This is a genomic window from Archangium sp. (assembly GCF_036277355.1).
In the GTDB taxonomy this organism is placed as follows: Bacteria; Myxococcota; Myxococcia; order Myxococcales; family Myxococcaceae; genus Archangium.
In genome coordinates this window covers 1-13,712 of the sequence record NZ_DASUNC010000138.1, presented here as the reverse complement: position 1 = coordinate 13,712, position 13,712 = coordinate 1, and the positions used below count along the sequence as shown (strand labels likewise).

General features: G+C 66.4%; 11 protein-coding genes and 1 pseudogene. 4 read left to right on the top strand and 8 right to left on the bottom strand.

Translation table 11 applies throughout. From position 1 onward, the window contains the following. Positions 1-223: 223 nt before the first annotated feature. A pseudogene (locus VFZ09_RS33105) lies at positions 224-382 on the top strand (PAS domain-containing protein); the annotation flags it as partial. Between the two features lie 96 nt (positions 383-478). Beyond that, entirely contained in the window at positions 479-1,189 is a 711-nt protein-coding gene (locus tag VFZ09_RS33100) for a HAMP domain-containing sensor histidine kinase (RefSeq protein WP_329731761.1), read from the top strand. 18 nt (positions 1,190-1,207) lie between these two features. Here the strand turns inward: VFZ09_RS33100 and VFZ09_RS33095 are convergent, their stop codons facing one another. Next, complete coding sequence (locus VFZ09_RS33095) at positions 1,208-3,433, bottom strand: ATP-binding protein (protein WP_329731725.1); 2,226 nt, start codon at positions 3,431-3,433, stop codon at positions 1,208-1,210. 151 nt (positions 3,434-3,584) lie between these two features. After that, entirely contained in the window at positions 3,585-4,841 is a 1,257-nt protein-coding gene (locus tag VFZ09_RS33090) for a serine/threonine-protein kinase (RefSeq protein WP_329731724.1), read from the bottom strand. Positions 4,842-5,216: 375 nt separating this feature from the next. Between VFZ09_RS33090 and VFZ09_RS33085 the strand changes: the two genes are divergently transcribed. Further along, the gene (locus VFZ09_RS33085; protein WP_329731723.1) at positions 5,217-5,963 is read left to right on the top strand and encodes a hypothetical protein; all 747 of its coding nucleotides are present in this window, start codon (positions 5,217-5,219) and stop codon (positions 5,961-5,963) included. Between the two features lie 646 nt (positions 5,964-6,609). Further along, positions 6,610-6,981, top strand: a complete 372-nt coding sequence (locus VFZ09_RS33080) for a helix-turn-helix transcriptional regulator (protein WP_329731722.1) — start codon at positions 6,610-6,612, stop codon at positions 6,979-6,981. Here the strand turns inward: VFZ09_RS33080 and VFZ09_RS33075 are convergent. The 6 genes from VFZ09_RS33075 to VFZ09_RS33050 all read right to left on the bottom strand — a co-directional run. After that, positions 6,971-7,354: a helix-turn-helix transcriptional regulator gene (locus VFZ09_RS33075; RefSeq protein ID WP_329731721.1), complete on the bottom strand. Its 384-nt coding sequence runs from the start codon at positions 7,352-7,354 to the stop codon at positions 6,971-6,973. The genes VFZ09_RS33080 and VFZ09_RS33075 overlap by 11 nt on opposite strands. Positions 7,355-7,378: 24 nt before the next feature. Next, positions 7,379-8,524: a serine/threonine-protein kinase gene (locus VFZ09_RS33070; RefSeq protein ID WP_329731720.1), complete on the bottom strand. Its 1,146-nt coding sequence runs from the start codon at positions 8,522-8,524 to the stop codon at positions 7,379-7,381. A 582-nt stretch (positions 8,525-9,106) separates the two neighbouring features. Next, a complete protein-coding gene (locus VFZ09_RS33065; protein ID WP_329731719.1) occupies positions 9,107-9,892 on the bottom strand; it encodes a hypothetical protein in 786 nt (261 codons plus the stop codon). A gap of 199 nt (positions 9,893-10,091) precedes the next feature. Further along, complete coding sequence (locus VFZ09_RS33060; protein WP_329731718.1) at positions 10,092-10,877, bottom strand: hypothetical protein; 786 nt, start codon at positions 10,875-10,877, stop codon at positions 10,092-10,094. Positions 10,878-10,940: 63 nt separating this feature from the next. Then, complete coding sequence (locus VFZ09_RS33055) at positions 10,941-11,648, bottom strand: hypothetical protein (RefSeq protein WP_329731717.1); 708 nt, start codon at positions 11,646-11,648, stop codon at positions 10,941-10,943. 74 nt (positions 11,649-11,722) lie between these two features. Beyond that, positions 11,723-13,712, bottom strand: a 1,990-nt coding sequence (locus VFZ09_RS33050; RefSeq protein ID WP_329731716.1) for a hypothetical protein, incomplete at its 5' end; no start/stop codon positions are given.

Here is a 13,712-nt window from a genome sequence, read left to right as displayed (position 1 = left end):
CCTGGGCGCGGCGTTCGCCGTCCGCGAGCGCGTCACCCGGCCGCTGCAGACGGTGGCCAACCTGCTCGCGGCCCTGCGCGAGGGGGACTACTCGGTGCGCGGGCGCGGTGCGCGGGGGGGAGATCCCCTGGGCGAGGTGTACCTGGAGACCAACACCCTGGCCCAGACGCTGCGCCAGCAACGGCTGGGGGCCGTGGAGGCGGACGTGCTCCTCACCCAGGTGATGGAGGAGATCGACGTCGCGGTGCTGACCTTCGATGGCGAGGGCACGCTGAAGCTCGTCAACCGCGCCGGGGAGCGGCTGCTTGGACTGCCGCGCGCGCGGCTGATGAACCAGAAGGCGGAGGGGCTCGGCCTGGCGGAGCTGCTGGAGGGCCCGGTGCCGCGGCGCCTCACGCGCGCTTTCGCCGTGGAGGGCGGGCCGTACGAGCTGCGCCGGGGGACGTTCCGGCAGGGCGGACTGCCCCACCAGCTGGTGGTGCTCGCGGATCTGCGGCTGGCGCTGCGCGAGGAGGAGCGCGAGGCGTGGCGGCGGATGGTCCGGGTGTTGAGCCATGAGATCAACAACTCGCTGACGCCCATCCACTCCATCTCGGACTCGTTGAAGGAGTCGCTGTCCCTGGTGCCGCGGCCGGCGGACTGGGAGGAGGACGCGCGGATGGGCCTGGGCATCATCGCGCGGCGCAGCGAGGCGCTGGGGCGCTTCATGTCCGCCTATGCCCGGCTGGCGCGCCTGCCGCCGCCGAGGCTCTCGCCGGTGGAGGTGGACCCCTGGGTGCGGCGGGTGGCGGCGCTGGAGACGCGGCTGGCGGTGGAGGTCCGCCCGGGGCCCATGCTCGCGGTGAGCGCGGATGGAGATCAGCTGGAGCAGCTGCTCATCAACCTGGTGCGCAACGCGGTGGACGCGGCGCGCGAGCGTCAGGGCCGGGTGTGGGTGTCGTGGACGGCCCCGTCGGCGGACGCGGTGGAGGTGTGGGTGGAGGACGAGGGCCCGGGCCTGGCGGACACGGCCAACCTCTTCGTGCCCTTCTTCACGACGAAGCCGGAGGGCAGTGGCATCGGCCTGGCGCTCAGCCGGCAGATCGCCGAGGCGCACGGGGGCAGTCTGCGTCTGGAGAACCGGACGGAGGGCCCGGGGGGCCGCGCGCGGCTGCGGCTGCCGTTGAACGCGGCCGGGTTGCGGCGTTGAGCTTGGGTGCCGCGAGGCTCAGCGCTGCGCGGCGGGCAGGCGGATGGTGAAGGTGCTGCCCTGGCCCGGCTGGCTCTGCACGTCGATGCGGCCCTTGTGCCTGGCGATGATGCCGTAGCTCACGGACAGCCCCAGGCCCGTGCCCTGGCCGCGCGGCTTGGTGGTGAAGAAGGGCGTGAAGAGCTTGGAGAGCGTCTCCGGCGTCATCCCCTTGCCGGTGTCGGCGATCTCCACCACCACCTCGTTGCCCTCGTGCCGGGTGCGGATGCGGATCTCCCCCCGCGTTTCAATGGCATGGGCCGCGTTGACGAGCAGGTTGGTGAACACCTGGGAGATCTGCGTGGGGTGGCAGCTCACGGGCGGCAGCGGACCGAAGTCGCGCTTCACCTCGCATTTGTACTTGAGCTCGTTCCAGACGATCTTCAGCGTGGAGGACAGCTCCGTGTTCACGTCCACCAACTGGGGCTCGCCCGTGTCCTCGCGGGCGAACGAGCGCAGGCTCTGGGCGATCTCCTTGATGCGCCGGGTGCCCGCCAGCGACTCCTCGATGAGCTCCGGCATGTCGCTGAGCAGGTAGTCCACCTCCTCCTGCTTCCACAGCTCGGCCATGCGCTCGAGCAGCTCCGCGCTGGCGGCGTCCGGGTGGGTCAGCAGCTCGCGCTGCAGCTGCAGCAGCGGCGAGAGCGAGGAGACGTACTGGTCGAGCGTCCCCAGGTTGCTCATCACGTAGCTGACCGGGTTGTTGATCTCATGCGCGACGCCCGCGGCCATCTGCCCCAGCGAGGCCATCTTCTCGGCCTGGATGAGCTGGGCCTGCTGCTCCTCCAGCTCGATGGTGGCCTTGAGCAGCTTCTCGCTGCGGTTGCGCACCAGCTCCTCGAGGCTGTCGCGGTGGCGCCGCAGCTCCTCCTCCTGCTGCAGCAGGCGCGCCTCGGACAGCTTGCGCTCGGTGATGTTGCGGATGATGGACACGGCCTCGTCGGGGCCGCTGCGGCGGATGCGGGCCTCGTAGTACTCGCGCCCCTCCGGCATCTCCAACGCGTAGTCGAAGACCTCCAGGGTGCCTTCCCGGATGGCGCGCCCCAGGTGCATGAACATCTTGTCCAGCAGGGGCGCGGGGAACGGCAGATGGCGCATGTTGCCGCCGATGAGCCGCTCGGGGGGCACGGCCAGGTCCTCGGGCCGGGGGGCGTGGTAGTCCAGGTAGGTGCCGTCCGCGCTCTGGCGCAGGACGATGTCCGGCAGGGTGCGGATCAGCGAGCGCAGGCGCTCCTCGGCGAGCTTCTGCGTGGTGATGTCCACGTTGGTGCCCACCATGCGCAGCGGGCGGCCCTGCTCGTCACGCGCCACCACCCGGGCCCGCGTCAGCACCCAGCTCCACCCGCCATCCTTGCGCCGCATGCGCTGCTCGCGCTCGATGAGCGCGAGGGCACCCGTCAGGTGCTCCTGGACGAGCCGCTCGGTCTCGTCCGCGTCCTCGGGATGGCACAGGCTCATCCACGTGGCCTGGGTGTGCTCCAGCTCGCCCTCGGCGTAGCCCAGCATGCCCAGCCAGGGCCGGTTCGCGAACAGCCGGCCCGTGGTCATGTCCAGGTCCCACAGGCCGTCCTGCACGCTGTCCATCATCAGCCGCAGGCGCTCGGCCAGCAGCCGCACGCGCTCCGCGCTGGCCTCCTGTGTCTGACGCAGCTCCTGCTCGGCGCGCCGCCGCCGCTGCTCGTTGCGGCTCCCGGCGAGCAGGTCCCCGCAGGCGCTGAGGAAGGGCTGGAGGAAGTCGATGAGCCCGGCGTCGTAGCCGCCCGGGCGTTGGGTGAGCGCCACCAGCCCCACCCGCTCCCCGCCGGACTCCAGGGGCAGCCCGAGGAAGGTGTGCTTCGCGCCGGGGCCTCCGCCCTGCACGGGCGCGCCCGAGGCGAAGACGGCGCCCACCACCGCGCGCGGCGTGCCCGGCTCCCGGGCCGGTGCGTCCCGCGTGACGGCCAGCTCCCACGTGGCGCCTTCCTCCTCCCGGGGAACGCTGGCGAGGAGCCGCAGCGAGGGCGGGGCCTCGGCGCCGGTGAGCAGCTCCCCGATGACGCCGCAGGTGCTGCCCGTCAGCTCCAGCACCCCCGCGAGCAGCCGCTGGAGGATGTCCCGGGCCTCTCCCCCGCGGATGAAGTCCGCCTGGGCCGCGGAGATGGCCCGCAGCAGGGCATTGCCGGCCCGTAGCTTCTCCTCGGCGGAGCTCTCGCCACCGATGGTCACACCGGAAGAGTCCCGGGAGACCGGAGCCGGGCCTTGGGGGAGGGAAGCCATGGAAGGGGACCTTGGGAGAGTGCGGCGACAGCGTCCGGGGACGGAAATCTACACGGATCTCCCCTGGAGTGACACGCCTCCGCTCCCGGGACCCCGGGTGTCAGCCGATGAACACCAGCAGCAGATGGGCGAACGAGGCGAGTACCACCGCGGCGGCCGTCGTGCCCAGGGCGGTGAGCAGGACCGGGTGCTTGTCCACCGAGCGGAGGGCCTCGTGGAGCCCGCGCTTCATCAGCGTGCGCTGGCACCGCACGTGGATGCGGCCCTCCATCACGCCCTGCAGCTCCAGCATCATCTCGTCGGCGGACTGGAAGCGCTTGTCCAGCTCCTTGGAGAAGCCCTTGTGGAGGAACCAGCGCAGCTCCGAGGGCACCGGCGCCTGGTGGGGGCTCGAGTCCGGCATGAAGGCCGGGGAGGGCGCGTTCTGCACACCCTCGAGCACATCCGCCAGCGACTCACGGCCCTCCAGGTAGTGGCGCAGGAAGAGCAGCTCGTGGAAGAGCACGGTGAGGCTGTAGGTGTCGCTGCGCTCGTCCACGGCGTCGTGCTGGCCGCGGGCCTGCTCGGGAGACATGTAGAAGGGCGTGCCCACCACGGCGCCCAGCTGCGTCTGGAGCGCGGCGGCATCCCTCAGGCTGGGAGGCATGTTGCCCGTGGACGGAGCGCCGGCCGCGCCCGCCGGGGTGCGCACGCGCCGGGCCAGGCCCCAGTCCATCACGGTGACTTCGCCATAGGGCCCCACCATGATGTTGGCGGGCTTGAGGTCGCGGTGGATGAAGCCCTTGCGGTGCGCGTACGCCAGCGCGTTGAGCACGCCGGTGAAGAGCTGCACACGCACGGGGAAGCTGAAGCGCGCGTGCGTGGCGCGGTCCCCCTGGCGGAGCTTGTGGATGATGGACTCGAGCGTGTCGCCCTGCAGGTGCTTCATCACGAAGTAGTAGCGGCCGAGGTGGTCGATACCGACGTCGTGCACCGGGACGATGTTGGGGTGATCCAACTGCCCGATGGTGCGGATCTCCTCCACGAAGCGCAGCAGGCGATCCAGATCATTCGACTCGGGCAGGCGCTTGAGGGCGACCATCCGCTCGATGTCGTTGTCCTTGAGCAGCACCACCTCGCCCATGCCGCCCTGGCCCAGCTGGCTCAGCTCCTCGAAGCGCTCGCGCTCGAAGGGAACCACGTTGGGCTTGTCTCCGGCCCACTCCACCCGGGGCAGCACCGTGCTGCGCCGCCCGGCGGCCGTCGGAGGGCTCTGCGGCGGGGCGATCGACGCGGGGGCGTTTCCGGGCTGGGAGGCCGGGGAGACGAAGGTGGCATCCAGGCTGGCGTTCGGGACGTATCGGAGCGTGTCCGTCATGGGGTTCCCTGAATAACAGAACCTCTCCCGTCGCGCCCGGCCGCCTGCTCCCTTCTTGGGCCCCTGGCGTCAGGTGCGACTGTGTTGGCTGGTACCCTGCCTCAGCGGGCCCCACTGGTAGACGTCTACCAGTGATGGCGCACATTGTCCTGCTTCGTGCGCGTTGTCGCATGTATGCCCACATCGCTGGTAGACGTCTACCACTAACCGTCTCGATAGCCGGACGGAGACTGCATCGTGTGGACTGTAGTGGGGGCTGCTTCGTCCGTAAGTCCCTGGAATGAGATGGCTCGAGCGTTGGCGCGTCGGCTGCTCTGCCTGTGTCCGGGCTCGCCACTCCGGCGGGTCCTACCCACGCAAAGAGGGGGAAGACACATGGCAACGCAGAAGACGCTGGCCGCTCCCGCGAAGATGATGGCCGTTCCCAGCAAGACGATGGCCGCGCCTGGCCTGACGCTGGAGGACCTGACGCTCGACGAGATCAAGGACATCATCGTCGACCTGGCCCGGCAGGGCAGCACGTTCCAGCACCAGATCGGCACGCTCTACAACCACGTCGTCGCCAGGAGGCTGGCGGAGTTGGCCGGCTACCAGAACGCGCAGGAGTACTTCAGCAGGAACGTGAAGGCGCTCTCGCAGTCGACCCTGGGCAACTACGGCATCGTGGCGCGTAACTTCACGGTGGAGGACTGCATGCAGTACGGCATGTACCGCCTGCGGGCGCTCCTGCGGTATCTGGAGGCGATCCACGTGACCGTGCCCACGGATTTGAGCACCCTGGTGCTCGACGTGCCGAAGGATGATGGCAGGGTGGAGAAGAAGCCGCTCGCCGAGTGCAGCGTGGATGATGTGGAGCGCGCCACGCGGTCGAAGCGGGCTCCGCCCGTGAGCCGCGTCCCCGTCGCGGATCAGGCTCGGCTGCTGTTCATTGCCGACAGCATCTCCACCCAGTTCGAGGGAGTGGCTGACATCCGCCTGTCTTCGCGCACCAAGGAGGGCAAGACGCTCGTCAGTTTGCAGGACGTGCCGATGACGGAGCTGACGCGGCTCATGCAGGCCATCCAGGATGGCATCGACGCCGAGCCCACCCTCGCGGACGAGGAGACGCCGGCTTCCGCGTAAGGTGAACCGGGCGTGCGGGGAGGGAGGAACCGTTTGTCGGTCCTCCCTCCCCGTCGTCGTGTTCGCGACCAGGGGCTCTTCACAAGGGGAGGTAGAACACGTGACAGTCATGACGAGGCAAGAGGCGCTCGCGGAGTTGAAGAAGGTTGCCACCAGCCTCAACACGCTTATGTGGGTGCATGGCCGGATTCGGATCCGGGTTTCTTGAACATCCGGGTTCCACAACCGGATGGCTCGGTGGTGGTGAAGACCTTCGCGGACTGTAGCCTGGAAGACATCCGGCGAGCGGTTTCGCCACCCAGACGCAAATCCGCCTGGGAAATGGTGCGAAGGCGGGAACGGCTGCGTGTTCTCGTCCTGAAGGAACTCGTGCCCCAGCGTTTCCCAACAACGACAGGGCTCCGCGTCCGGGCCGAGGGCGAGAAGGCGTTCGTTTCCTTCCAAGAGGTACCGGTTGCGGATTTGGAGAAACTCATCGCGGTGCTGCAGGAGTGCGTCGCGTTGGAGCCCTCGCTGCTTCGGGCTGGGAAGTAGTGCTGGAGTGTTGTCATGACGGGGAGGGGCGCCGATCCGCGAGGAGCGGTGTTCTTCCCTGGTTCCAAATAAAGATTGAGCCCGGTTGTCTTCCATGCAGTAGATGGACGGTATGGACGAGAAGCTGCAACGCCTGCTAGGTGACGCGGCCCGGGCTGCTCGGTTACGGCTGGGGCTTACGCAGATGGAAGTGGCCGCGAAGGTTGACCTGGAACCGGGGGTTTACGGCCGGATAGAGCGCGGTCATATGATGCCCAGTGTGCCTTCGCTGCGCCGCATCTGCGCGGCGCTGGGCGTTTCCTCGGATACGCTGCTATCTCTGGGGGAACAAGAAGGCAAGCAGTCGGCAGCCCCGCTCGACCCCATATCTGGTGAGCATCCAGAATTGAGCCGCATCATCCACATCCTACAGGGCTGGCCCCCGGAGCGGCTGTCGCTGCTGCGCAAACTGTTGGAAACGGCTGACGCCCACCTCACGTCGTGAGTGCGTTGGTTTCAAGTGCCTCTTCTCCGTGATGATCTTCCAACTGGCGCAGGTGGCGTACCATGCGGCGCATCCGCGGTGTGTCCTCCGGGAGGTCAACTGCCTCCTGCAACCAATCTGCCGCCTTGCGGCCGGTGAGTCCAAGGACCGTGTTGGCATCCTCCCGGAGAACCTGGCACAGCCGCCGCATACGTGGGACGCTGGGAAACATCAGCCCCCGTTCCAACCTCCCGTACACTTCGGTGGACATCCCCGCGCGCTCCGCTACGTCTGCCTGAGTAAACCCTGCACGCTCGCGAGCCTCGCGAAATGTGTCTCCCAGGTGGCTGGCCAGTGCCTTCCTCTTCGTATCGACCTTCTTGTCGGTGCTCATGGTGTCCGTGCCGTGCCGGATTGATTACATCTCGTCTGCCACGTCTTCCTCGGGAACGGGCACTACGCCCTTCTCGGTGGGAAAGGCGTGAGTGGCATGTGGGGACGTCTTGTTGCAGATGAGGGATATCACCTCCGTTGCGGCCTCCCGCTTCCCGAAGGGCCTATCCTGGTGAAGATATGAGCGCAGGTCCGCGCTCAACTCGGCTCCGCTCTGGTAGCGGTCTCCCGGGTCGGCGCGCAGCGCCTTGTGAAGGATGTGCTTGAGTTGTGCAGGGATGCCCGAGGCCATGCGTTCCACGTCCTCGGAGTCAAAGTGGAGGATGCGTTCGGCCAACTGCCCTACGCTGGCCCAGGTGGTGCGCTCCGATTGGGTGATGGCGTTGTAGCGGACAACCTCGGGCGATGCATCCTGCGGCAGAGCCAGGTCTGGCGGGTCCAATGGGTACCGGCCCGCGAGCATTTCCAGCAGCACCATTCCCAGGGAGAAGAGATCCGCCCGCCCATCTGCCGGGTGAAAGCGCATGATTTCTGGAGCGGCGTAGGCCAGATCCGCGCGCAACACCCGGGGGGCCGTGTGGACGCGCCCTGTCAGCTCCGACCAGGCCACGCCGAAGTCCGTCAGCTTCACCTCGCCCTGGCGGCCCAGCCGGATGCTCATGGGGCTCACTGCCCGGTGGACGACATGAAGCGGCCGGTCACCTTCACCCTTGCAATTCCAGGCGTGGTGGAGCGCATCGGCCACCTCGGCGGCGATGTAGCACGCGAAGGCGGGTGACAGTTTGCGGCGCTCCAGGAGCGCGGCAGCGATGGCCGTGTCCAGAAAGCAGCCCGCCACGTACTCCGTCACCACATAGGGCCGCCCCTCGTGCTCCTCCAGTCCAAACACCCGGGCGATGTTCGGGTGGTCGAGGTGGCAGGCGAGCCGGACCTCCTCCAAGGCGCGTTGGCGGCGCTCCTTCCTGGGCGGCATGACGATGCGTCGCAGCATGACGACGCAGGTGGGCTCGTCACCCCGGAGCGGCTTGCGCCGGGCCACGGCCGTGGGACTGAAGTCCTCGTGCTCGAGAAGGGTGCGCAGGTACTCGTAGCGGTGCTGCTTTCCCTGGAAGAGAAGCGCGCCGCGTCCCTGGGGACGGATGGGGAAGTCGGAGCTGGGCGGCGGATGCATGAACACTCCTGAGATGCAGGCAGGAAGAGGGGGACGACAGGCCAGGCGAGCGGCGAACCAAAGGAAAGAAGGAGCGCGGATACGCGCACGTCGTCACGGAGAGTGACGGGGAATTTACAGTGGGTGCATGTTGCATCGCGCGTTTCTGTTCAATCACGTTCCTTTTTCGTGAGTCGCTTGCTTTACAGGTAACATGTGCGGATTCCGAAAGGAAGGGGGAAGCGACCAGAGAGGTCAGAGTCGGCTGCTGACCTCGCAGAGTGGGACGTCCCCTGGCCTGCTCAGTCATCGAGAGATGGGCGCATGGTCGCTTGGTGGGACTACTCCTGCCTTCCAGGACCTGGCCGGTGGTTCCACTTGCCCGGAATCGGTGTTCCACATGGCCGGAATGGGCGTTCCACTTGCTCCGGAATCAGTGTTCCACTTGCCCCGGAATCAGTGTTCCACTTGCCCCGGAATCGGTGTTCCAGATGGTCCGGTGCACGCAGCCAGGACCGCCCAGAGAGGCCACCGGCTCATGGCGCACCTCCAGACAGCCTCACCTTCGGTAGATTCGGCCTCACGTGGCGACGCCGATGCTCCTCACTCATTCCGGAACCACTCCGCGGGGATGCCCAGCGCCGCGAGAATCCGCTCGGGTGAACGTTCGCCTTTGATGTCGCTGACAACTCGCAGACGCGGAAACTCACCTGGCGGCTGGGCGAACTCTTCGACGCCCTCACCCCCTCGCCTCACGGTAACAAAAAACTCGTCCAGGTTCGGTGAGGCCATCACCGCATATACGGTCGCGTGGGGAATCCGTTCCGAAACGGTGATGTCAGCGAACCCTATATTGCCTGTACCGCTAGAAATGAGGAGCCCTCGCGTGGTGTCCTCGAAGCGATAGTGCCCCGGAGGAAACGGATCGTCGGCCTCCTCCAGCACGCGTTGTGCCTTCTCCGCCCGGACTCCTTCTATCAACGCGACCGTCCGCAGCGACTTCCTCTCGGGTGAGTCCGAAGTCTTCTCGCTTTCTGGCAGCGGACACCCGAGTGACTTCGCCAGAGAGTCCGGGTCCCTGTCCTCCAGAACATCGAGTGCACCGTTTCGCCACGACATGACGGTCCACGGGTCATTGGCGCGCTCAATCGAGTACACGGGCTCATCACATTCGAGCGACAAGGCCTCGGCGATTTGCATCTCGGCGCCGATGTCGATGGGGTCCGTCCCCACGATGGCGTGGTAACGGCCACTGCCCGCGATGAACTCGAAGGGCAGCTCTTCTCCGTCCTCTTCATCCCAGTCCGGCATCGCGACGGCCAGGGCGCGTCTTTCCAGCCGTGCGGGATCGCCTGGAGTCAGGACTGCCCAGAGAGGCCACCGACTCATGGCGCACCTCCGGACAAGTCCTCTGGCAGGCTAAGTGCTGCACGCAACGGCTTCGTTTCCTCCAGCATGCTGGCCCTCCTAACCCGTAGGAATTGCGTTCCCTTACGTTTTCCTGGAGGACGCGGGGCCCGTGGACATGGGCGAGGCTACTCCGCTCGGCCGGGTGTCCGGCGCCTGGGCGAAGCCGTCCCAGCACCCGTCATTCATTCCGGAACCACTCTGCTGGGATGCCCAGTGCTGCAAGAATCCGCTCAGGCGACTTCCCGCCCTTGATGTCTCCAACAACTGGCAGCCGTGGAAGTTCATTAGGCGGCTGGGCAAACTCTTCGATGCCTTCTCCACCTCGCCGTACGGTGACAATAAATTCCTCCAGGTCCGGCGAGGCGATAACTGCGTATATGGTGGCACGGGGAATCCGTTCCGACACCGTGATGTCAGCAAATCCTATGTCGCCGGTTCCGCTGGAAATAAGCAGACCACGCGGCGTGTCCTCGAGCCGATAGCGTCCTGGGGTGAGTGGCTCGCCAGCATCCTCCTCCAGCACCCGAAGCGCCTCGTGTGCGCGAACTCCTTCCACCAGTGCGGCCTTGCGCAAGGGACGTCTCTCTGCTCGGTTAGGCGATTTGTCGCCTCCTGGCAGCGCACAACCGAGAGAATTCGACAGAGATTCTGGATCGCGCTCCAAGACATCCGGGGTGCCCTTTCGCCACGACATGACGGTCCAGGGGTCGTTAGCGCGCTCAATCGAGTACACGGGCTCATTGCCTTCAAGCGATAGTTCCTTGGCGATCTGAATCTCGGCGCCTACGTCGATGGGGTTATAGCCTACGAGGCCGTGATAGCGGCCATGTCCCAGGCACACCTCAAAAGGTGGTCCATCTTCGCCCTCCTCACCCTTTTCCAACCCCAATGCGTCGTAGGCACGGCGCTCCAGCCATGCTGGCTCACCTGAAGCAAGGACCGCCCAGAGAGGCCACCGACTCATGGAGCACCTCCAGACAGCCTCTCCTCCGGCAGATTCGGACTCACGTGGCTACGCTGATGCTCCTCACTCATTCTGGAACCACTCTGCGGGGATGCCCAGCGCCGCGAGAATCCGCTCGGGTGAACGTTCGCCTTTGATGTCGCTGACAACCAGGAAGGGCGGAAAATCATCAGGCGGATGCGTGAACTGTCCGATGCAGTCTCCTCCCCGAAGTACATTGACAACGAACATATCCAAGCTCGGCGAGGCAATCACTCCATAGGCAGTCGCATTAGGAAGCCGCTCTGATAGAGTGATGTCAGCGAAGCCTATGTCGCCTGTTTCGCTGGAGATCCGGAGCCCTTGCGGTGTGTCCTCGAATCGGTAATGTCCCGGAGGGAATGGGTCGCCGGCCTCCTCCAGCACGCGAGGTGCCTCTTGCGCTCGGACGCCTTCCACCAAGGCGACCTTTCGTAGAGGCTTCCTCACGGGCGAGTCCGAAGACCTCTCGCTTTCTGGTAGCGGACAACCGAGGGACTCCGCCAGAGAGTCCGGGTCCCTATCATCCAAGATGTCTCGCACTCCATTCCGCCATGCCGTGACGGCCCAAGGGTCGTTGGCGCGCTCAATCGAGTACACGGGCTCATCACATTCGAGCGACAGTGCCTCGGCAATTTGCATCTCGGCTCCGATATCGCTGGGGTCCGTCCCCACGATGGCATGGTAATGGCCACTGCCCGGGATGAACTCGAAGGGCTGCTCTTTTCCGTCCTCTTCGTCCTCTTCCGTCATCACGATGACCCGCGCACGGCTCTCCAACCGTGCGGGCTCGCCTGGAGCCAGGACCGCCCAGAGAGGCCACCGACTCATGGCGCACCTCCAGGCAGCACCTCGGGCAACTTCAGCGCCGCGCGCAACTGTTTCGTCTTCTCCAAAATTTTTGCCTCCTCCACCTGCATGAGCTTTGTGCCCCGTGCGTTTTTTGCCAGAAAATCTAAAAGCTTGGCTCTAGTAGGGCCGCTTAAGCTGTCTGTGCTGACGAGAAACGGTTTCCCTCGAGGTGCCTTCGCCGCATCCGCGAGTTGGTCGAGCAGGCGCTGAAGCTGCTTTATTAGCGTCTCCTGCTGTTCGCTGAGCCTGGCGCCGCGTTGTCTGGCCAGCCAGGTGTCGAGCGCCTTGCGCCACCGGTTTTCGTTCCAACCCTTGACTTCCACCCCATGTTGAAGCTTCGGCCCCATCATGGCCGTCAGCACGTCATCGATGATATGCCCTCCTTCCATTTTTACCTGCCGCCCGGTCAACTGAAAGCCCGGAAAGAGTTTGCGCGCATTGTCCTCTGTCAGTATCTCCGTCGCAATCCCGCGGAGTTGCTCGCGCGCCCTCAGTTGCGCCTTCAAATCCCCCGGCTCCGCCGCCGCCCGATGGAAGTCTTTCCAGGGCGTCATCTTGTTCCTGGCCATGAAATTGAGGTCCTCCAGGGTCAGTCCCGTGGAGCGCAGCCAGCCCAGGTCCACTTTGCCATTGCATGCCTTCCTCACCAGTTCGGCCACCGCCTCGGCTTCCAGTTCCGGGTGACTGACGAGCCACTCGGCTTCCCTCAGGAAGGGGAGCGAATCCTTCAGGCTCGGAGCTCCCGAGCGTCTCAGCAACTGCGCCAGCGCCGGCTTCGCCGCACTACGGGCGGAGGCGCGTAGCGACTCCACGGCGGCGAGGTAGGCCTGGGCCTTGTCGGCCGGCAGCGCCGCCGCACGCCGTGCCACTGCACCGTAGGCGAGCGCCATTTCCTGGCTCTCCGCCGCCAGCAGCTTCAACGCTTCCAGCGTTTTCTCGGCCTCCTCGGCCGCGAGCCCCGCGCCGCGAATGCCACCGAGGGCCCGTGCGGCGGCCATTTCCCCGCGGATGGCGAAGAAGGCCTGCTTGAAAGCCTCGGCGCCGCCAGGAAGGGAAACTCGCAGTCCGTCCGGTGTCGCAACGGCCTTGCCCTCGGCGAGTGTCCGCTCCAACGTCCTGGCCAGGGCCTGTATGGACTCCACGGACTCGCGCAGTCCCGCGGAGGCCCGGGCGCCAGACTGGCTCAGCACCAGCCCACCCCGGTACGCCAGCTCGCGCCCTATGCCCGAGTCGATGAGCTTGGAGATGTCCCGCGCGGCCAGTGCGAGCAGTGCCAGGTCATGCACCGCGAGGAAGGACCGTCCCTCCGCCGTCCGCGACAGCTCCGCGCGCCAGGTGTCCACCACCGCCAGCGTCGTCAGCAGGGCCATGCGGCCCACGAACTGACGTACCGCCGCCCGTTGCGCCGTGGCCACGGTGCCACCTTCAACGGCGGTGGCCGCCACCCCTGGCGGCAGCGGTGCCTTCGTCAAGGCGGACACGGCGTGGTAGAACATGTGCATCTCGACGATGCGGCTCACCGCCTCCCAGATGAGCGCTTCATCCGGCAGGGAGGCGTGCAGGGCCAGCTCCATGGCCGTCATGACCTGGGTGCGCGGCTGTGGCCCGTGGACTTCCACGCGCACCCACTCCAGCGGGTGAAAGGCGCGGCTGCGCGTGCCCGGTTCCGTCGAGGAGCCGTAGCGGGCCTGGAAGCTGTGCTTCACCGGCTCGAAGTACAGGGCCATGCGCTGGGAGGCCCCTGCTGCCTCCTGGGGTAGCGCGGGCTCTGCTTCCAGGCTCACTCCCTTCTTGGCCTGCCACGCCTCTGGCGCCACCCGCTTCGTGGGCACCAGCCCGGAGGACACGTTCACCAGGTATGCCGTCCCGCCTTCGCTCCCCAGCTCGAAGGTGGGCAGGTCGTCGAGCGAGCCGAGCACGAGTGGAAACGAGGCCAGCGCTTTCTGGGTGAAGGCCTGCCCCAGC